Raw genomic sequence first — 18144 nt, forward strand, 5'->3', positions numbered from 1 at the left:
GATCAGGCGGTCTTTTCGAACTTCAAATCCCACACGCCATGGCCCAGGCGTTCGCCGCGGCGTTCGAACTTGGTGATCGGGCGCTCTTCGGGGCGTGGCACGTACTGATTGTCGGCGGCCAGGTTGCGGTAGCCCGGCGCCACGCTCATCACTTCCAGCATGTACTCGGCATACGGTTCCCAGTCGGTGGCCATGTGGAACACGCCGCCCGGCTTCAGCTTGCTGCGCACCAGTTGGGCGAACTCGGGCTGCACGATTCGCCGCTTGTGGTGGCGGCTCTTGTGCCATGGGTCCGGGAAGAACAGCATCAGGCGGTCGAGGCTGTTGTCGGCGATGCAGCGGTTGAGCACTTCGATCGCGTCGCAGTCATAGACCCGCAGGTTTTTCAGGCCCTCGGTCAGTGCGCCATTGAGCAGCGCGCCGACACCCGGCGAATGCACCTCGACACCGATGAAGTCGTGCTCTGGCGCCGCAGCGGCCATCTCCAGCAGCGAGTGGCCCATGCCAAAGCCGATTTCGAGGGTGCGCGGCGCCGAGCGGCCGAACACCTGGTCGAAGTCCACCGGCGCGTCGGTCAGTTGCAGGCCGAACTGCGGCAGCCCCTGATCCAGACCGCGTTGCTGGCCTTCGGTCATGCGCCCTGCGCGCATCACGAAGCTCTTGATGCGGCGGTGCGGACGGGCTTCGCCTTCTTGCTCTTCGGGCGACTCGGGTGAAACGTGCGAATCAGTCATCAACAGGCTCTTACTTGATCAGGCCATCCAGCGGCGAGGATGCGCTGGCGTAAAGTTTGCGGGGCATGCGGCCGGCCAGGTAAGCCAGGCGGCCGGCGATGACCGCGTGTTTCATGGCTTCGGCCATGAGCACCGGTTGCTGGGCGTGGGCGATGGCCGAGTTCATCAGCACCGCTTCGCAGCCAAGCTCCATGGCAATGGTGGCGTCGGAGGCGGTGCCGACACCGGCATCGACCAGCACCGGCACTTTGGTTTCTTCGAGGATGATCTGCAGGTTGTACGGGTTGCAGATCCCCAGGCCGCTGCCGATCAGGCCGGCCAGCGGCATGATCGCGATGCAGCCGATTTCAGCCAGTTGACGGGCGACGATCGGGTCATCGCTGGTGTAGACCATGACATCGAAACCGTCCTTGACCAGCACTTCGGCGGCCTTGAGGGTTTCGATCACATTGGGGAACAGAGTCTTCTGGTCGGCCAGCACTTCGAGCTTGACCAGGTTGCGGCCGTCGAGCAGCTCGCGCGCCAGGCGGCAGGTGCGCACCGCTTCAGGTGCGTCGAAGCAGCCGGCGGTGTTGGGCAGAATGGTGTAGCGGTCCGGCGGCAACACGTCGAGCAGGTTCGGCTCGCCAGGGTTCTGGCCCAGGTTGGTGCGGCGCACGGCAACCGTGACGATCTCGGCACCCGAGGCTTCGATGGCCAGACGGGTCTGTTCCATGTCGATGTACTTGCCGGTGCCGACCAGCAGGCGCGACTCAAAGGTACGGCCTGCCAGAACGAATGGTTTGTCGCTGCGAACGTTGCTCATCGTGAATCCTTTTTAAAGTGAGGAAACCATCGTTGACCGCCGGGCACTAACCGCCGCCGATGGCATGAACGACCTCAACCTGATCGCCTTCGCGCAGGGTGGTGGTTTCATGCTGGCTTCGCGGCACGATGTCCAGGTTCAATTCGACAGCGACGCGGCGCCCGACAAGGTCCAGGCGCGCCAGCAAGGCGGTGACGGTCTCGCCGTCGGGCAACTCAAAGGATTCACCGTTCAACTGAATGTGCATGCGCAGCAGCAGCCATCATGGTTAGGGGGCCAGCATTCTAGCCCGGCAGGCCAGTCTGACCAACCCCGCACCGCGCCATTCGTCTCAGCCTGTCAGGCCACGCTGCCCAGCTTCCAGGCCATCACACCCAGAATCGACCAGCCGAACAGAAAGCACAGGCCGCCGAAGGGAGTGACGATGCCCAGCTTGCTGGTACCGGTCAGGGTCAACAGGTACAGGCTGCCAGAAAACAGCACAATGCCAGCAACGAAGGCAAAACCCGCCCAGTTGACCAGCCGGCCGGGGATGTGCGCCGCCAGCAGGGCAACCCCGAACAGGGCCAGGGCGTGAATCAACTGATACAGCACGCCGGTCTGGAAGATCGCCAGGTACTCAGGGCTCAGCCGCCCTTTAAGACTGTGCGCGGCGAAGGCCCCCAGGCCTACGCCGGTGAAACCGAAAAAGGCCGCCAACATCAAAAAGCTGCGAAGCATCGATAACTCCAGGCAAGATCGTGCATTTGCACACGGTCTGTATAATGGCCCGCTCAACGGGTTCGGCCAAGCGATGTCTATGCTGCGTATTTTTTTCCGACGTTTCGTCAAGGCGCTGCTGTGGTTCGCGGCGGGCAGCGTCGTTGTGGTCCTGCTGTTGCGCTGGATTCCGCCACCGGGCACGGCGCTGATGGTCGAGCGCAAGATCGAATCGTGGTTCGATGGCCAGCCTATCGACCTGCAACGCGACTGGCAGCCCTGGGAGCAGATTGCCGCGCCCCTTAAAGTGTCGGTGATTGCCGGCGAAGACCAGCGCTTTGCCGAACACTGGGGCTTCGACATCGCCGCCATCCAGGCCGCCATCGCGCACAACGAGCGCGGCGGCTCGCTGCGTGGAGCCAGCACCCTGAGCCAGCAAGTGGCCAAGAATCTGTTCCTGTGGTCGGGCCGCAGCTACCTGCGCAAGGGCCTGGAGGCGTGGTTTACGGCACTGATCGAGCTGCTGTGGTCCAAGCAACGCATTCTTGAGGTGTACCTCAACAGCGTAGAGTGGGACGAAGGTGTGTTTGGCGCCGAAGCGGCAGCAAAGCATCACTTCCGCACCTCGGCGGCCAACCTGTCGACCCAGCAGGCCAGCTATCTGGCCGCCGTGCTGCCCAACCCCCGCCAGTGGAGCGCCAGCCGCCCGAGCAGTTATGTATCACGCCGTGCCGGCTGGATTCGCCAGCAGATGCGCCAGTTGGGCGGTGAAAGCTACCTGATCGGGCTCAATGACAGCCGGCAATGGTAATTGCGCAACACCCATCAACAAAAACGCCCCGACAAGTCGGGGCGTTTTTTGGGCAGACCTGATCAGGCTGCGATCGAGGTCTTGAGTTTGTTCATCGCGTTCTTTTCCAGCTGACGAATGCGCTCGGCTGAAACATTGTACTTCTCGGCCAGCTCATGCAGGGTGGCTTTTTCCTCGGCCAGCCAGCGCTGGTAGAGGATGTCACGGCTGCGCTCGTCCAGTACGTCCAGCGCCTGGTGCAGATTGGCGGTGGAGTTGTCGCTCCAGTCGGCGTCTTCGAGCTGACGGGCCGGGTCGTAACGGTGATCTTCCAGGTAGTTGGACGGCGACTGGAAGGCGCTGTCGTCGTCGGCTTCACTCGCAGGGTCGAACGCCATGTCCTGGCCGGTCAGACGGCTTTCCATTTCGCGAACTTCACGCGGCTCGACGCCGAGGCTTTCGGCCACGCGATGGACTTCTTCGTTGTTCAGCCAGGCCAGACGCTTCTTCTGGCTGCGCAGGTTGAAGAAGAGTTTGCGCTGCGCCTTGGTCGTGGCGACCTTGACGATGCGCCAGTTGCGCAGGATGAATTCGTGGATCTCGGCCTTGATCCAGTGCACGGCGAACGACACCAGGCGCACGCCCATTTCCGGGTTGAAGCGTTTTACCGCTTTCATCAGGCCGACGTTGCCTTCCTGAATCAGGTCGGACTGGGCCAGACCGTAACCCGAATAGCTGCGCGCGATGTGCACCACGAAACGCAGGTGGGCGAGCACCATCTGGCGCGCAGACTCGAGGTTCTGCTCGTAGTAGAGACTGTCTGCCAGTTCGCGCTCCTGCTCGGGCGTCAGCATCGGGATGCTGTTGACCGCATGCACGTAAGCTTCCAGGTTGGCGCCTGGAACCAATGCATAGGCAGGTTGCAATGAAGTGGTCATGCGAAAGAAACCTCCAACTGTGTAACAGGTGCAGCTCAGCACTGCGAAATTGACCGGGAACCGCTAGACAAGTTCCCTCAGCTGAATAAGTCAATCAATCATGTACATACGGATGAAACAACCCCGAATTTATCGGGGGGCCAGCTCGCTCAGGTGGCGGGCGACCGCAATCCAAGCACCGATATACCCTAACAGTACCGCTCCAAGCAAGAGCGACAAGCCATCGCCCATCGGAACGCCGCTCAGGGCAAAGTCGCTGCCATACAGTCCGGACAGGCCGATGACCGCATCGTTCAGCCAGTCCAGGCCAAACGCCAGCACACCCCAGGACAATATGCCAGCACCGATGCCATACAGCGCTCCCATATACAGAAAGGGCCTGCGCACATAGCTGTCAGTGCCGCCGACCAGTTTTATGACTTCGATTTCGACCCGGCGGTTCTCGATGTGCAGACGAATGGTGTTGCCGATCACCAGCAACAACGCCGCCACCAGCAAGACCGTCAGACCAAAGACAAAACGGTCGCCCAGCTTGAGAATCGCCGCCAGGCGCTCTACCCAGACCAGGTCGAGCTGCGCCTGCTGCACCTTGGGCAGTTCGGCCAACCGGGTACGCAGCGCCTCAAGTGCCGGTTTGTCGACCTCTTGCGGGGTGACCACGACGACGCCAGGTAGCGGGTTGTCTGGCAGCTCCCTGAGCGCCTCGCCCAGCCCGGAATCTTTTTGAAACTCTTTAAGCGCCTGCTCGCTGCTGACGTATTGTGCGTCTGCCACACCGGGCATGGCCTTGATTTGCTCGCGCAAGCGATCACCTGCAGCGTGACCGGCGTCCAGTTGCAGGTACACCGAAATCTGCGCGGCACGCTGCCATGAGCCGCCAAGGCGCTCGACATTGCTCAGCAACAGCGCCAGGCCCATCGGCAGGCTCAAGGCAATGGCCATCACCAGACAGGTGAAGAAACTGCCGATGGGCTGCCTGCCCAGCCGGCGCAGGCTGTCGAGCAGGCTGCTGCGATGGCTTTCGACCCAGGCCGCCAGCAAGGTGCTGAAGTCCGGACCGTCATCGTCATGCGCGCCGCGTTTTTTCTTTGGCGGTTCGGGCTCTGCCGCACGCGGTGCAGCCCGGTCCGCAACCTTGGGGTTGCTGCGTGAAGCACTCATACGCCGGCCTCCCCGTCACCGATCAGACGGCCACGTTGCAGGGTCAGCATACGGTGGCGCATACGTGCGATCAGTGCCAGGTCGTGGCTGGCGATCATCACGCTGGTGCCCAGACGACTGATGTCTTCGAATACACCCATGATTTCTGCTGCCAGCCGAGGGTCGAGGTTGCCGGTAGGTTCATCGGCCAGCAACAAGGCCGGGCGATGGACGATGGCCCGGGCGATACCGACCCGCTGTTGCTGGCCGGTGGACAGGTCTGCCGGGTACAGCGCAGCCTTGTCGGACAGCGCCACACGCTCAAGCGCCGAGTCGACGCGCTTGGCGATCTCGGGCTTGGACAGGCCGAGAATCTGCAGCGGCAGCGCGACGTTGTTGAACACCGTGCGATCGAACAATAACTGGTGGTTCTGGAACACCACGCCGATCTGCCGGCGCAAAAAGGGAATCTGCGCCGTACTGATCTGCCCCAGGTCTTGCCCTGCCAGCAGCAATTTGCCCGAGGTCGGGCGCTCCATGGCCAGTAACAGGCGCAACAGTGTACTTTTACCGGCCCCGGAGTGGCCGGTGACAAACAGAAACTCACCACGACGCACTCGAAAGCTCAGCTCATGCAACCCGACGTGACCGTTCGGGTAACGCTTGCCGACCTGCTCGAATCGAATCATGTGTTCTCTCGCTCCGCAAACAGGGCCTGAACGAAAGGTTCGGCCTCAAAGGTACGCAAGTCGTCGATGCCTTCGCCGACGCCAATGTAACGAATCGGCAGGCCGAACTGCTTGGCCAGGGCGAAGATCACCCCGCCCTTGGCGGTGCCGTCGAGCTTGGTCAGGGCAAGACCCGTGAGGGTCACGGTCTGGTTGAACTGCTTGGCCTGGTTGATCGCGTTTTGCCCGGTACCGGCATCGAGCACCAGCAGCACCTCATGCGGCGCCTCGGTATCCAGCTTGCCAATCACCCGGCGAACCTTTTTCAGCTCTTCCATCAGGTTGTCTTTGGTGTGCAGGCGGCCGGCGGTGTCGGCGATCAGTACATCGACGCCACGCGCCTTGGCGGCCTGAACCGCGTCGAAGATCACCGAGGCCGAATCGGCGCCGGTGTGTTGGGCGATCACCGGGATCTGGTTGCGCTCGCCCCAGACCTGCAATTGCTCGACGGCCGCTGCACGGAAGGTGTCGCCAGCGGCGAGCATGACTTTCTTGCCTTCAAGCTGCAGCTTCTTGGCCAGCTTGCCGATGGTGGTGGTCTTGCCGGCGCCGTTCACGCCGACGACAAGGATCACATAAGGCTTGTGCTCTGACTTGATCACCAGTGGCTGCTCGACCGGCTTGAGCATCGCGGCCAGCTCGGCCTGCAGCGATTTGTACAGCGCCTCGGCATCGGTCAGTTGCTTGCGCGCAACCTTCTGGGTCAGGTTCTGGATGATCACCGAGGTGGCCTCGACACCGACGTCGGCGGTCAGCAGGCGGGTTTCGATTTCTTCAAGCAGGTCATCGTCGATGGCCTTGCGCCCCAGAAACAGCGAGGCCATGCCTTCGCCGATGCTGGCGCTGGTCTTGGACAGGCCTTGCTTGAGGCGGGCGAAGAAACCGACCCTGGTTTCGACCGGGGCGGCGACGACGGCAGGCACCGGCAGCGTTTCGGCGACAGGCTCTGGTTCTGGTGCCACGACAGGTGCGATAACCGGGGCGGGAACAACCGGAACAGGCGCAACGACCGCAACAGGCTCAGGCTCAGGAATGATGACCGGCTCAGGCTCTACGATCACAGGAACAACAGGTGCCGGCGCCTCAACCTCTACGGGCGGCGCTACGACTGTCGGTGCTACGGGCTCGACCGGCACAACAATCGGCTGCTCGGCCAGTGCAGGCGCAGGCGGTATCTCTTCAGCCGGGACAGGCGGTAATGCTTCAGGCTCGGGCGGCTGGGCCGGTTCCGGGGCTTTTTTGCGAAACCATCCGAACAGGCCTTTCTTTTCACCAGCGTCAGCTGGGGTCTTCTTGTCGTCGTTGGAACCAAACATGGAGGACGGCTATCTCAAAGTAGCGAAACGCCAACAGGCCTTTCGGAAAATGCTGACATGCCAAACAGACTACGCGATGAGCTGCTTGTTCATTCGGCGGTTCTGGGCACGGTTCTCGTCTGAAAAAATCGTCGCGCGGCGCGTCATAAGACATACCCTAAAACAAGTTTCACGTGCCGACTGGCCGTGAGGGTTGTTTGCGCCGCAAACGGATCAGTATCCTACCACCCCCGTGCCCGCCGACGCTAAGTCCAAGCAGGTCGTCTTACAGGTTTGAATATTCATGAATGCTTTAGCCCGCCGTGCCGCAGGCCTGCTGCTCAGCACCCTCTGCCTGCCTCTGGCTGCCCTGGCAGCCGACCCGCAACCGACCCATGAATTCACCCTCGATAACGGCCTGAAGGTCGTGGTGCGTGAAGATCATCGTGCCCCGGTGGTGGTTTCCCAGGTCTGGTACAAGGTGGGTTCCAGCTACGAGACACCCGGCCAGACCGGTTTGTCGCATGCCCTTGAACACATGATGTTCAAAGGCAGCAGCAAGACCGGGCCGGGCGAGTCGTCGTTGATCCTGCGTGACCTGGGCGCCGAAGAAAACGCCTTCACCAGCGACGATTACACCGCGTATTACCAGGTGCTGGCCCGCGACCGCCTGAGCGTGGCGCTGGAGCTGGAAGCCGACCGCATGGCGACCCTCAAGCTGCCGGCCGACGAATTCAGCCGTGAAATCGAAGTCATCAAGGAAGAGCGCCGCCTGCGCACCGACGACAAGCCGGTGAGCAAGGCCTTCGAGCGCTTCAAGGCCATGGCCTACCCGGCCAGCGGCTATCACACCCCGACCATCGGCTGGATGGCCGACCTCAACCGTATGACGGTGCAGGACCTGCGCCACTGGTACGAGTCGTGGTACACGCCCAACAACGCCACCCTGGTGGTGGTCGGTGACGTCAAGGTCGACGAGGTCAAGGCCCTGGCCGAGCGCTTCTTCGGGCCTATTCCACGCCGCGACGTACCGCCGTCGAAAAAACCGCTCGAGCTGGCCGAACCCGGCGAGCGCCGCATCACCCTGCATGTGCAAACCCAGTTGCCGAGCCTGATGTACGCCTTCAACGTGCCAAGCCTGGCCACCGCCGAAGACCCGCGCTCCGTACAAGCCTTGCGCCTGATCGCCGCCCTGCTCGACGGCGGCTACAGCGCGCGCATCCCCAGTCGCCTGGAACGCGGCGAAGAGTTGGTGTCCGGCGCCGGCTCCAACTATGACGCCTTTACCCGTGGCGACAGCCTGTTCATGATCAGCGCCACGCCCAACACCCAGAAAAAGAAAACCCTGGCCGACACCGAGGCCGGCATCTGGCGTCTGCTTGACGAGTTGAAAACCAAAGCGCCGTCTGCCGAAGAGCTGGAGCGTGTACGCGCCCAGGTCATCGCAGGTTTAGTTTACGAGCGCGACTCGATCACCAGCCAGGCCACCACCATTGGCCAACTGGAAACCGTCGGCCTGTCCTGGAAGCTGATCGACGAAGAACTGGCCGCCCTGCAAAGCGTGACCCCCGCCGACATCCAGAACGCCGCCAAGACCTATTTCACTCGTGAGCGCCTCAGCGTTGCGCACGTGCTGCCCGAGAAGAAGGCCAAATGATCATGCGCACTCCTTACCGCACCTCTTACCGCTGCATGCTGACCAGCCTGTTGCTGGCCGCCGTCGTCGCCTTGCCCGTGCAAGCCGATAACGCCACCGGCAGCGATGCACCGCGCACCGATGCACCGCTGGGGCAAAACCTGCAATCGCTCAAAGAGCTCGACAACAAGGCACCGGCCCGCCGCGCCCTGAACATTCAGACCTGGGACACCGCCGAAGGCGCCAAGGTGCTGTTCGTCGAATCCCGCGAGCTGCCGATGTTCGACTTGCGGCTGATCTTCGCCGCCGGCAGCAGCCAGGACCAGAACGTTCCGGGCCTGGCCTTGACCACCAACGCCATGCTCAACGAAGGCGTCAAGGGCAAGGACGTTACCGCCATCGCCCAGGGCTTCGAAGGCCTGGGTGCCGACTTCGGCAACGGCTCTTACCGCGACATGGCCATGGTTTCGTTGCGCAGCCTCAGCGACAAGGACAAGCGCGAGCCGGCCCTGAAGCTGTTCAGCGATGTGGTCGGCAAGCCGACCTTCCCCGCCGACTCGCTGGCACGCATCAAGAACCAGTTGCTGGCCAGCTTCGAATACCAGAAGCAGAACCCCGGCGTGATCGCCAATCGGGCACTGTTCGACAAGCTGTACGGCGACCACCCGTACGCGCACCCAAGCGACGGCAACGCCAAGAGCGTCGCCGCGCTGACCCAGGCACAGCTCAAGGCTTTTCACGCCAAGGCCTATGCCGCCGGCAACGTGGTGATTGCGCTGGTTGGCGACCTGTCGCGCGAAGAAGCTCAGGCCATTGCCGCCCAGGTGTCCAGCTCGCTGCCCAAAGGCCCGGCGCTGGCCAAAATGCCTGAGCCGGTCGAACCCAAGGCGGGCGTGACGCACATCGAGTTTCCGTCCAACCAGACTCACCTGATGCTGGCGCAACTGGGCATCAGCCGTAACGACCCGGACTATGCAGCGCTCAGCGTCGGCAACTCGGTCCTCGGCGGTGGCGGCTTCGGCAGCCGCTTGATGACCGAAGTGCGCGAAAAACGTGGCCTGACCTACGGCGTATCGTCCGGTTTTACCGGCATGCGCGTGCCGGGGCCGTTCACCATTGGCTTGCAGACCCGTGCAGAACTCAGCGAGAACACCCTCAAGCTGGTGCAGGATGAGGTGCGCAAATTCCTCACTGACGGCCCGACCCAGAAAGAAATCGACGACGTGAAACGCGAACTGTCGGGCAGCTTCCCGCTGTCGACCGCCAGCAATGCGTCAATTGCCGCACAATTGGGTGCCATCGGCTTCTATAATCTGCCACTGACCTTCCTTGAGGACTACATGACCGAAGCGCAAGCCGTGACGGTCGAGCAGGTCAAGGCGGCCATGAACAAACACCTGGATGCCGACAAGATGGTGATCGTCACCGTCGGCCCCACCGTGGCGCAGAAACCCCTGCCGCCACCCACTGACAAACCCGCCACACAGCCTGTTGGCGTTCCGGAGCATTAATGGCCAATCCACGTCCCAAAACGCACAACGGCCAGGGCCAGTTGCGCATCATCGGTGGCGAATGGGGCAGCCGACGCCTGAGCTTCCCCGACGCCCCGGGCCTGCGCCCGACGCCTGACCGGGTGCGTGAAACACTGTTCAACTGGCTGGCGCCGTCCATCGCTGGCGCCAAGGTGCTGGATGTCTTCACCGGCAGCGGCGCGCTGTATTTCGAAGCGCTGTCGCGAGGGGCAAAATCCGGTCTGGCGCTGGACAATAACCAGGCGGCCATCGCCAGCCTGCGGCAGAACCTTGAGCTGCTCAAATGCGCGAACGGCCAGGTGCTGCACAGCGATGCACTGCGTCATCTGGAAACGGCGCCAGCCGAGGCCTTCGATGTGGTGTTCCTTGATCCGCCGTTCCATCAAGGCCTGCTGAGCAACGCCTGCGCCCTGCTGGAGTCGCGCGGCTGGTTGTCCGAACACGCGTGGATCTACACCGAAAGCGAAACCCCACCCTCCACCACCGGCCTGCCGGGCAACTGGCGGCTGCATCGCGAGAAAAAGGCCGGTCAGGTGTATTACGGGCTTTGGCAGCGGAGCTGATTTCGCATGGCCATCGGTCGAACCGCCGATGGCCAACCCAATCAAGAGCGCTTATCATCCGCATTTCCGTCGGTTGCGCTGTTTTCACCATGCCCAAGCCCCCTCCTCCCGATCCTGCCGATCCGCCGTCATCTGACGCGCCGCCCGGGCAGGAGGTATTGCAGGCGTTTTTACAACAGCAAGGCCGGGTGAAAAACCAGTTGAGCCGTTGGGTCGCCTGCCGGGCGACCGCTGCCGATCTGTGCCAGGAACTGTTCATTCGTCTGTGGCGGCGCAAGGAAGTGCCGGTCGAGGACCTGGGGCCGTACCTGATGCGCAGTGCGCGCAATATGGCCATCGATCATCTGCGCAGCGAACGCAGCCGGCTGCGCACCGAGTCGGCCCTGTTGCCGGAACAACTGTTCGCCGAACCCAACTCGCTGGCCGACGGGCATCAGGCCAGTCATGAACTCAATCAGGTGCAAGCCGCTCTGCGCGGCCTGCCGGAACGCACCCGACACATTTTTTTGCTCAACCGCATCCACGGCAAGAGCTACAGCGAGATCGCCAGCCTGCTGGATATTTCCTCCAGCGCCGTTGAAAAGCATATGATGCGGGCCCTCCAGGCCTGCAAGAGCAGCCTGGGCGCGCCCATTGCCAAGGCATCGTCATGAACGTGGTCAGCTCCTCACCTCGCCGGCAGAGCGAGGACATCGCCCTGCACTGGGTCAGCCGCCTGGCCGCCGAGCCCGATAATACCGACCTGGACGAAAGCCGCCTGCCGGCTGCCGAGCAGCAGCGCTTGCGCCAATGGCTGGCCAGCGATGCCGCCCATGCCGAGGCTTATGCCCAGGCACGACAGCTGTGGCAGATAACCGGCCCTGTTGCGGCACAACTGGCACAGGAAGACGACGCCGCGTTGCAGGCGATTCTGCGCCAGAGCAAACCTCGATCCCGTCGCTGGCCTGTGCCGGTGGCCATGGCCGCCAGCCTTTTACTGGCCAGCCTGCTGGCGCTGTTCTGGCGCCCGGAGCAGTGGCTGGACGACCTGCGCGCCGACTATCGCAGCGCCCCCGGACAACTGAGCCGCATCACCCTGGCCGATGGCAGTGACGTGCTGCTCGATGCCGACAGCGCCATTCAGGTCGACCTGAGCGAGCAGACCCGCTCTATCCGCTTGCTGCGCGGTGCGGCGTTTTTTCACGTCAAACATAACGGCCAGCCCTTTGTGGTCCGTGCACACGGTGGCGAAACCCAGGTGCTGGGCACCCGCTTCGAGGTCCGCAACGAGCCGCAAGGCGCGCAAGTCACCGTTGAGGAAGGCAAGGTCGCCGTACGCGCCCAACCGGACAGCGAGCCACAGTTATTGACCGCCGCCCAGCGTACCGACTATCGCCAGGGCCAGGCCGGCAGCCTGCAGAACGTGGCCATGCCAGAAGCTCTGAGCTGGCGCGAAGGTCGCCTGAGCTTTCGCCGCCAGCCGCTGAGCGAGGCGCTGCAGGTGGTGCAGCGTTACTCTCAAGAGCGCATCGTGCTGCTTGATGCCAGCCTGGGCACCCGCCCGGTCAGCGGCGATTTCGCCAGCAATGACCCACAGGCCATGCTGACGGCCTTTCAGGCGGTGCTGGGCTATTCAATGCTGCGCCTGCCGGGCGGCACCGTGGTCATTCGTTGACCGGCCGCTCAATGCGCTGCCCGTGGCGACCCTGGCTGCTGGTCACCGCCCTGAGCCTGTCCATGCCCGTTCAAGCAGCAGACGCTGCGCGCTACAGCATTACCCTCGCCGCCCAATCGCTGACCGACGCCCTGGCCTTACTCAGCCGCCAGACCGGGCAGAACATCGTCTACACCGACGAACAGCCCTACCGGCTGCAGGCACCGGCTTTAAGCGGGCAACTGAGTGTCGAACAGGCCCTGACTCGCTTGCTGGCCGGCACCGCCCTGACCTTTCAGCGCATCGATGACAGGACCCTGGCGCTGACATCGCCCGTCGCCGCCACCCCCGCAGGCTCGCTGCACTTGCAGCCCTTGCGCATCGACAGCCAGCGCCCTGACAGCTATCAGCCGCAAAGCAGCACGCGCATCAATCATTCCAGAGCATCATGGCTGGAACAGCCGCAATCGATCAGCCGCGTGCCCAATGCCGTGCTGCAAGACCAGCAGCCGCGCAACCTGGACGATGCCTTGCGCCATGTCAGCGGCGTGACCCAGGGCAATACGCTGGGCAGCACCCAGGACACGCTGATCAAGCGTGGCTTCGGCGATAACCGTGACGGCTCGATCCTGCGCGACGGCATGCCGGTGGTGCAGGGGCGCAATTTCAACGCCAGCACCGAGAGCATCGAAGTGCTCAAAGGTCCGGCCGCCCTGCTGTATGGCATTCAGGACCCTGGCGGGGTCATCAACGTGCTGACCAAAACCCCGCAATTACAGGCCCGCAACGAGGTACAGGCGAAGACCTCGCTGTACGCCCACGGCCGCGCAGGTACGGCGACCACGCTGGACAGTACCGGGCCCTTGGGCGACAGCGGGCTGGCCGGGCGGCTGATTCTCGATCATCAGGATGAAGACTACTGGCGCAACTACGGCGTGCGCCGCGAAAGCCTGGTCGCGCCGTCGCTGGCATGGTACGGCGAGCAGGACGAGCTGTTGCTGGCCTGGGAACAGCGCCGCTTTGTCACCCCGTTCGATCGCGGCACGGCCATCGACCCGAGCACCGGCCGGGTACTCGACATCCCCTATGACCGGCGCCTGGACGAGCCCTTCAACGACATGACCGGGCGTTCGCAGCTGTTGCGCCTGAGCTACCGCCATACCCTGGCCAATGACTGGGAACTGCGCGGGGCCTACAGCTATAACAAGGAAACCTACGACGCTTACCAGGTGCGCATCACCGCCGTGAACCCGACTGCCGGCACCCTGACGCGCAGCATGGACGGCACGCTGGGCTCGTTGAGCCGCGACCAGCAGGGCCAGCTTGAACTGTCAGGCAGCACACGCTGGCTGGGCATCGAGCACGACATGATGGCCGGGCTGAGTACCGAACACCGGCTGTACTTTCGCCGCGATCTGTTACGCCAGACCAGCCAGAGCACCTTCAGCTACCGCAGCCCGGTGTATAGCCGTGAAGTCGTGCCGACACAGGTGTCGGACAGCGCCAGCGATCAGCTCGACCGGCTGCGTACAAACGCGCTCTACCTGCGCGACACCCTGAACCTGAGCGAGCAGTGGAGCGCGATACTCGGGGTGCGCTTGCTCAGCTACGACCAGTACGCCGGTCGCGGCCGGCCGTTTCATGCCAATACCGATATCAACGGCAGCGCCTGGGTACCCAGTGCCGGGCTGGTCTACCGGTTTGCCCCGGACTGGTCGTGGTACGCCAGCTACAGCGAATCGTTCAAGCCCAACTCCAGCATTGCGCCACTGAACGCCGCCAGCGCGCAGATCATCGATTCCAGTATCAAGCCCGAGCAGGCCAGCGCCTGGGAAACCGGACTCAAGGTCGAACAACCGGACGGACTGTCGGCCAGCCTTGCGCTGTATGACATCCGCAAGCGCAACGTGCTGGTCAGCGAAACCGTCGACGCTTTGCCGGTCAGCCGCAACGCCGGGGCGGTGCGCTCGCGCGGCCTGGAGCTGGAAGCCAGCGGGCGCCTGGCCGAACGCTGGCAACTGATGTTCGCCTGGAGTTTCACCGATGCCTGGGTGACCCGCGACCCGACCCTGCAAGGCAAACCGCTGCAAAACGTGCCGCGCCAGAGCGGCTCGCTGTACCTCAGCCATGACTTGAGCGACCACCTGCACCTGGGCGGCGGCCCACGCTATGTCGGTGAACGGGCCGGGGATCCGGCCAACAGTTTCCAGTTGCCGGCCTATACCGTCACCGATGTGTTCGCCCGCTACGACACCCGTCTGGGTGAGCACAAGGCCAGCCTGCAACTGAACATCAATAACCTGTTCGACCGGCGCTACTACACCTCCAGCGTCAGCCAGTACTTCGTCTCGATGGGCGATGCGCGCCAGTGGGTGTTGTCGGCACGGCTGGAGTTTTAGGACCTCACCGGCTCTACGGAACGATCCGCCCACTGCACACGTCCTACTCCTGTTCCTGCCCCTTGAAAAAGGCCTGCGATTCGTCATCGCCGGTCCTTTCATGTTTAAATTGAACGTTCAATCAATGATGAACGGTGGTCCGCTGCCCGCTCCCAACAGGAGGCAAAGCCTTTGTCCTGCTTACGTCTGATCCTTGTTTTCCAGGCTCTTGTTTTCCAGACTATGGAGGCGTATCGACCATGAATACCCTCAACCCCGCCTCCAGCGGCCCGGTGCGCATGAATGCGCCGGTTTTCTACTTCGCTGCCAGCTTCATCCTGATCTTCGGCATCGTCGTCATCAGTTTTCCCGAGGCCAGCGGCCAGTGGCTGCTGGCGGCACAAAACTGGGCGGCCAGCACGGTCGGCTGGTACTACATGCTGGTCATGACGCTGTATCTGGTCTTCGTGGTGGTCACCGCCTTGTCTGGCTACGGCAAGATCAAGCTCGGTGCCGACCACGACGAGCCCGAATTCAGCTACCTGTCCTGGGCCGGCATGCTGTTCGCCGCCGGCATCAGCATCACCCTGTTCTTCTTCTGTGTGTCTGAACCGCTGACCCACATGCTGCAACCGCCGCAAGGCGAGGCCGGCACCGTGGACGCGGCACGCCAGGCTATGCAGTTGCTGTTTCTGCACTGGGGCCTGCATGGCTGGGGCGTGTTTGCCTTCGTCGGCATGGCACTGGCGTACTTTGCCTATCGGCATAACCTGCCGCTGGCCTTGCGCTCGGCGCTGTACCCGCTGATCGGCAAGCGCATCAATGGTCCGATCGGTTATGCGGTCGACGGCTTCGGCATCATCGCCACGATTTTCGGCCTGGGCGCCGACATGGGCTTTGGCGTGCTGCACCTCAATTCCGGCCTGGATTACCTGTTCGGCGTGGCCCACACCCACTGGGTACAGGTCGGCTTGATCACGCTGATGATGGGCGCGGCCATCGTAGTCGCAGTGTCCGGGGTCGACAAGGGCGTGCGCGTGATGTCCGACATCAACATGCTGCTGGCCTGTGCATTGTTGCTGTTCGTGTTGTTCGCCGGCCCCACGCAACACTTGCTCAACACGCTGGTGCAGAACATCGGCGACTACCTGGGCGCGCTGCCGACCAAGAGTTTCGACGTGTATGCCTACAAGAGCGTCGACGGCTGGCTGGGTGGCTGGACCGTGTTCTATTGGGCCTGGTGGATTGCCTGGGCGCCATTCGTGGGCCTGTTCATCGCGCGTATTTCGCGTGGCCGCACCATTCGTGAATTCGTCTTCGGCGTCTTGCTGATTCCGCTGGGCTTCACCCTGGCCTGGATGTCGATCTTCGGTAACAGCGCCATTCACCAGGTGCTGGAAAACGGCATGACCGCGCTGGGTCAGTCGGCCATCGACGATCCGTCGATGACCCTGTACCTGCTGCTGGAAACCTATCCGTGGAGCAAGACGGTCATCGCCGTCACCGTGTTCATCAGCTTCGTGTTCTTCGTAACCTCTGCCGACTCCGGCACCGTGGTGCTTTCGACCCTGTCGGCCAAGGGCGGCAGTGCCGACGAAGACGGCCCGAAATGGCTACGGGTATTCTGGGGCGCGGCCACCGCGTTGATCACCAGCGGCCTGCTGTTCTCGGGCAGCATCGATGCGCTGAAATCGGCGGTGGTACTGACCTCGCTACCCTTCTCGCTGATTTTGCTGTTGATGATGTGGGGGCTGCACAAGGCGTTCTACATGGAGTCGCAGCGCCAGCTGGCGCAGCTGTACTCGCTCGCCCCGGCCTCCGGTGCCCGACGCGGTGGCTGGCGTCAACGCCTGAGCCAGGCCGTGCACTACCCGTCGCGTGACGAGGTGTACCGCTTCCTCGACCAGACCGTACGCCCGGCCATCGATGAGGTGACAGCAGTGTTTGTCGAGAAAGGCCTGAGCGTCAGCCAGGTGCCTGATCCGGCCAACGATTCAGTCACCCTTGAAATCGGCCACGGCGAAGAACGTCCGTTCATCTACCAGGTGCAGATGAAAGGCTTCTTCACCCCGTCCTTCGCCCGTGGCGGCATGGGTTCCAAGCAACTCAACAACCGCCGCTACTACCGCGCCGAAGTGCACCTCAGCGAAGGCAGCCAGGATTACGATCTGGTGGGTTATACCAAGGAGCAAGTGATCAACGACGTGCTTGACCAGTACGAACGGCACATGCAGTTCTTGCATCTGGTGAGGTAGGCATCATGACGATCGCGGGTGATGTGCTGTAACTATGCATTATCCGCTCGTGTGATTTTGCGGCCAGGCTCGCAGCTAACATTGTCCTCATGCAAGCAGGTGGTCATGCCGGATCCTGATTTCACGAACCCCCGCTCGATCTGTTTACGACACAAATCAATACCGAAATAAGCGCTGAAGAGCCTGGTTCTTCAGCGCCGAGCGGCCGGTTTAGCAATTACATCGTATACGTCGATGAAAGCGGTGATCACAACCTGGATAAGGTTGACCCTAATTATCCGATGTTCGTACTGGCATTTTGTGTATTCCATAAACGGTACTACTGTGAATCGGTAATTCCCGCTTTGCAGAAATTCAAGTTCAATCACATGGGGCATGACCTGATCGGCTTGCACGAGCTTGATATACGTAAGGAAAAGGGGCAGTTTTCAGGTGTTTTTACGTCACGAAAAGACAAGGACGACTTTCTCGACGAACTCACCGGGATTATCGAAAAGAGCCACTTCATCTTGATCAGTTGTGTAATTGACAAGCGCCGGCTTGTGGAAAAACACGGAGTTTCAGGCAATCCGTACCATGTGGCACTGGAGTTTTGTCTACTGACCCTGCATGAGTTTTTAGTGGAAAAAGGTCAGCAAGGCGCATTGACTCACGTCGTTGTAGAGCGACGAGGCAAGAAGGAAGATAACGAATTGGAGCTTGAATTTCGTCGAAAATGTGACGGCGCTAATCCAACGGGCCTGTCGTTGCCTTTCGATATAGTTTTTGCCACCAAACAGGTCAACTCAACGGGCTTGCAGTTTGCTGATCTCGTAGCACGTCCGGTTGGGCTGAGTGTCTTGAAGCCTCAGCAGGAAAACCGGGCATTTCAGGTGCTCAGGAAAAAATTTTACTGTAGCGGTGGTCGTGATGCTGTGGGAGCTGGATTTGAGAATTGGGGGTTGAAAATTTTCCCTGCTCCAGAAAGCGAAAAACCCCGGTGAAGCTCACCGAGGTCAAGACGCCGACCGGGATCTCC

17 protein-coding genes are annotated in these 18144 nt (G+C 62.0%); 9 read left to right on the forward strand and 8 right to left on the reverse strand.

From position 1 onward, the window contains the following. Nucleotides 1-2 precede the first annotated feature (2 nt). The 4 genes from trmB to ACYP2A_RS02620 form a co-directional block, all read right to left on the reverse strand. Nucleotides 3-650, reverse strand: coding sequence for a tRNA (guanosine(46)-N7)-methyltransferase TrmB (gene trmB, locus ACYP2A_RS02605; protein ID WP_459742686.1), 648 nt, complete (start codon nt 648-650; stop codon nt 3-5). Nucleotides 651-744: 94 nt separating this feature from the next. After that, nucleotides 745-1539 carry a thiazole synthase gene (locus tag ACYP2A_RS02610; protein WP_459742490.1) on the reverse strand — a complete coding sequence of 265 codons (795 nt, stop codon included), beginning with the start codon at nt 1537-1539 and terminating at the stop codon, nt 745-747. 46 nt (nt 1540-1585) lie between these two features. After that, nucleotides 1586-1786: a sulfur carrier protein ThiS gene (gene thiS / locus ACYP2A_RS02615; RefSeq protein WP_459742492.1), complete on the reverse strand. Its 201-nt coding sequence runs from the start codon at nt 1784-1786 to the stop codon at nt 1586-1588. A gap of 92 nt (nt 1787-1878) precedes the next feature. Then, nucleotides 1879-2259, reverse strand: a complete 381-nt coding sequence (locus ACYP2A_RS02620) for a DUF423 domain-containing protein (protein WP_459742493.1) — start codon at nt 2257-2259, stop codon at nt 1879-1881. A 79-nt stretch (nt 2260-2338) separates the two neighbouring features. Here ACYP2A_RS02620 and mtgA point away from each other — a divergent pair, with 79 nt between their 5' ends. Next, nucleotides 2339-3049 carry a monofunctional biosynthetic peptidoglycan transglycosylase gene (gene mtgA, locus ACYP2A_RS02625; protein WP_459742494.1) on the forward strand — a complete coding sequence of 237 codons (711 nt, stop codon included), beginning with the start codon at nt 2339-2341 and terminating at the stop codon, nt 3047-3049. A 62-nt stretch (nt 3050-3111) separates the two neighbouring features. On the opposite strand, the gene rpoH is transcribed toward mtgA, so the two are convergent. The 4 genes from rpoH to ftsY form a co-directional block, all read right to left on the reverse strand. After that, nucleotides 3112-3966: an RNA polymerase sigma factor RpoH gene (gene rpoH / locus ACYP2A_RS02630; protein ID WP_459742496.1), complete on the reverse strand. Its 855-nt coding sequence runs from the start codon at nt 3964-3966 to the stop codon at nt 3112-3114. 129 nt (nt 3967-4095) lie between these two features. Further along, a complete protein-coding gene (ftsX, locus tag ACYP2A_RS02635) occupies nt 4096-5127 on the reverse strand; it encodes a permease-like cell division protein FtsX (protein WP_459742498.1) in 1032 nt (343 codons plus the stop codon). Beyond that, on the reverse strand, nt 5124-5795 hold the full coding sequence (gene ftsE / locus ACYP2A_RS02640) for a cell division ATP-binding protein FtsE (protein ID WP_459742500.1): 672 nt from the start codon (nt 5793-5795) through the stop codon (nt 5124-5126). Before ftsE ends, ftsX begins: the two co-directional genes overlap by 4 nt. After that, entirely contained in the window at nt 5792-7150 is a 1359-nt protein-coding gene (gene ftsY / locus ACYP2A_RS02645) for a signal recognition particle-docking protein FtsY (RefSeq protein WP_459742502.1), read from the reverse strand. Before ftsY ends, ftsE begins: the two co-directional genes overlap by 4 nt. A 283-nt stretch (nt 7151-7433) precedes the next feature. Between ftsY and ACYP2A_RS02650 the strand changes: the two genes are divergently transcribed. From ACYP2A_RS02650 to ACYP2A_RS02685, 8 genes are all read left to right on the forward strand, one after another. Further along, nucleotides 7434-8786, forward strand: a complete 1353-nt coding sequence (locus tag ACYP2A_RS02650) for a M16 family metallopeptidase (RefSeq protein ID WP_459742504.1) — start codon at nt 7434-7436, stop codon at nt 8784-8786. A gap of 2 nt (nt 8787-8788) precedes the next feature. After that, nucleotides 8789-10276, forward strand: a complete 1488-nt coding sequence (locus tag ACYP2A_RS02655) for a M16 family metallopeptidase (protein ID WP_459742506.1) — start codon at nt 8789-8791, stop codon at nt 10274-10276. Next, entirely contained in the window at nt 10276-10860 is a 585-nt protein-coding gene (gene rsmD / locus ACYP2A_RS02660; RefSeq protein ID WP_459742508.1) for a 16S rRNA (guanine(966)-N(2))-methyltransferase RsmD, read from the forward strand. Before ACYP2A_RS02655 ends, rsmD begins: the two co-directional genes overlap by 1 nt. Before the next feature lie 89 nt (nt 10861-10949). Then, the gene (locus tag ACYP2A_RS02665) at nt 10950-11513 is read left to right on the forward strand and encodes an RNA polymerase sigma factor (protein ID WP_459742510.1); all 564 of its coding nucleotides are present in this window, start codon (nt 10950-10952) and stop codon (nt 11511-11513) included. Next, on the forward strand, nt 11510-12514 hold the full coding sequence (locus ACYP2A_RS02670) for a FecR family protein (protein WP_459742512.1): 1005 nt from the start codon (nt 11510-11512) through the stop codon (nt 12512-12514). The genes ACYP2A_RS02665 and ACYP2A_RS02670 overlap by 4 nt, the downstream gene beginning before the upstream one ends. Nucleotides 12515-12525: 11 nt before the next feature. Continuing rightward, complete coding sequence (locus ACYP2A_RS02675) at nt 12526-14892, forward strand: TonB-dependent siderophore receptor (protein ID WP_459742514.1); 2367 nt, start codon at nt 12526-12528, stop codon at nt 14890-14892. Nucleotides 14893-15170: 278 nt separating this feature from the next. After that, nucleotides 15171-17126, forward strand: coding sequence for a choline transporter BetT (betT, locus tag ACYP2A_RS02680; protein WP_459742688.1), 1956 nt, complete (start codon nt 15171-15173; stop codon nt 17124-17126). 221 nt (nt 17127-17347) lie between these two features. Continuing rightward, nucleotides 17348-18109: a DUF3800 domain-containing protein gene (locus ACYP2A_RS02685; protein WP_459742691.1), complete on the forward strand. Its 762-nt coding sequence runs from the start codon at nt 17348-17350 to the stop codon at nt 18107-18109. Nucleotides 18110-18144 lie beyond the last annotated feature (35 nt).

The organism is Pseudomonas sp. 3A(2025), from assembly GCF_054589175.1.

Coding starts and splice junctions, on each gene's coding strand:
- trmB (WP_459742686.1), bottom strand. CDS start 650: ATGCGCGCAGGGCGCATGACCGAAGGCCAGCAACGCGGTCTGGATCAG.
- ACYP2A_RS02610 (WP_459742490.1), bottom strand. CDS start 1,539: ATGAGCAACGTTCGCAGCGACAAACCATTCGTTCTGGCAGGCCGTACC.
- thiS (WP_459742492.1), bottom strand. CDS start 1,786: ATGCACATTCAGTTGAACGGTGAATCCTTTGAGTTGCCCGACGGCGAG.
- ACYP2A_RS02620 (WP_459742493.1), bottom strand. CDS start 2,259: ATGCTTCGCAGCTTTTTGATGTTGGCGGCCTTTTTCGGTTTCACCGGC.
- mtgA (WP_459742494.1), top strand. CDS start 2,339: ATGCTGCGTATTTTTTTCCGACGTTTCGTCAAGGCGCTGCTGTGGTTC.
- rpoH (WP_459742496.1), bottom strand. CDS start 3,966: ATGACCACTTCATTGCAACCTGCCTATGCATTGGTTCCAGGCGCCAAC.
- ftsX (WP_459742498.1), bottom strand. CDS start 5,127: ATGAGTGCTTCACGCAGCAACCCCAAGGTTGCGGACCGGGCTGCACCG.
- ftsE (WP_459742500.1), bottom strand. CDS start 5,795: ATGATTCGATTCGAGCAGGTCGGCAAGCGTTACCCGAACGGTCACGTC.
- ftsY (WP_459742502.1), bottom strand. CDS start 7,150: ATGTTTGGTTCCAACGACGACAAGAAGACCCCAGCTGACGCTGGTGAA.
- ACYP2A_RS02650 (WP_459742504.1), top strand. CDS start 7,434: ATGAATGCTTTAGCCCGCCGTGCCGCAGGCCTGCTGCTCAGCACCCTC.
- ACYP2A_RS02655 (WP_459742506.1), top strand. CDS start 8,789: ATGCGCACTCCTTACCGCACCTCTTACCGCTGCATGCTGACCAGCCTG.
- rsmD (WP_459742508.1), top strand. CDS start 10,276: ATGGCCAATCCACGTCCCAAAACGCACAACGGCCAGGGCCAGTTGCGC.
- ACYP2A_RS02665 (WP_459742510.1), top strand. CDS start 10,950: ATGCCCAAGCCCCCTCCTCCCGATCCTGCCGATCCGCCGTCATCTGAC.
- ACYP2A_RS02670 (WP_459742512.1), top strand. CDS start 11,510: ATGAACGTGGTCAGCTCCTCACCTCGCCGGCAGAGCGAGGACATCGCC.
- ACYP2A_RS02675 (WP_459742514.1), top strand. CDS start 12,526: ATGCGCTGCCCGTGGCGACCCTGGCTGCTGGTCACCGCCCTGAGCCTG.
- betT (WP_459742688.1), top strand. CDS start 15,171: ATGAATGCGCCGGTTTTCTACTTCGCTGCCAGCTTCATCCTGATCTTC.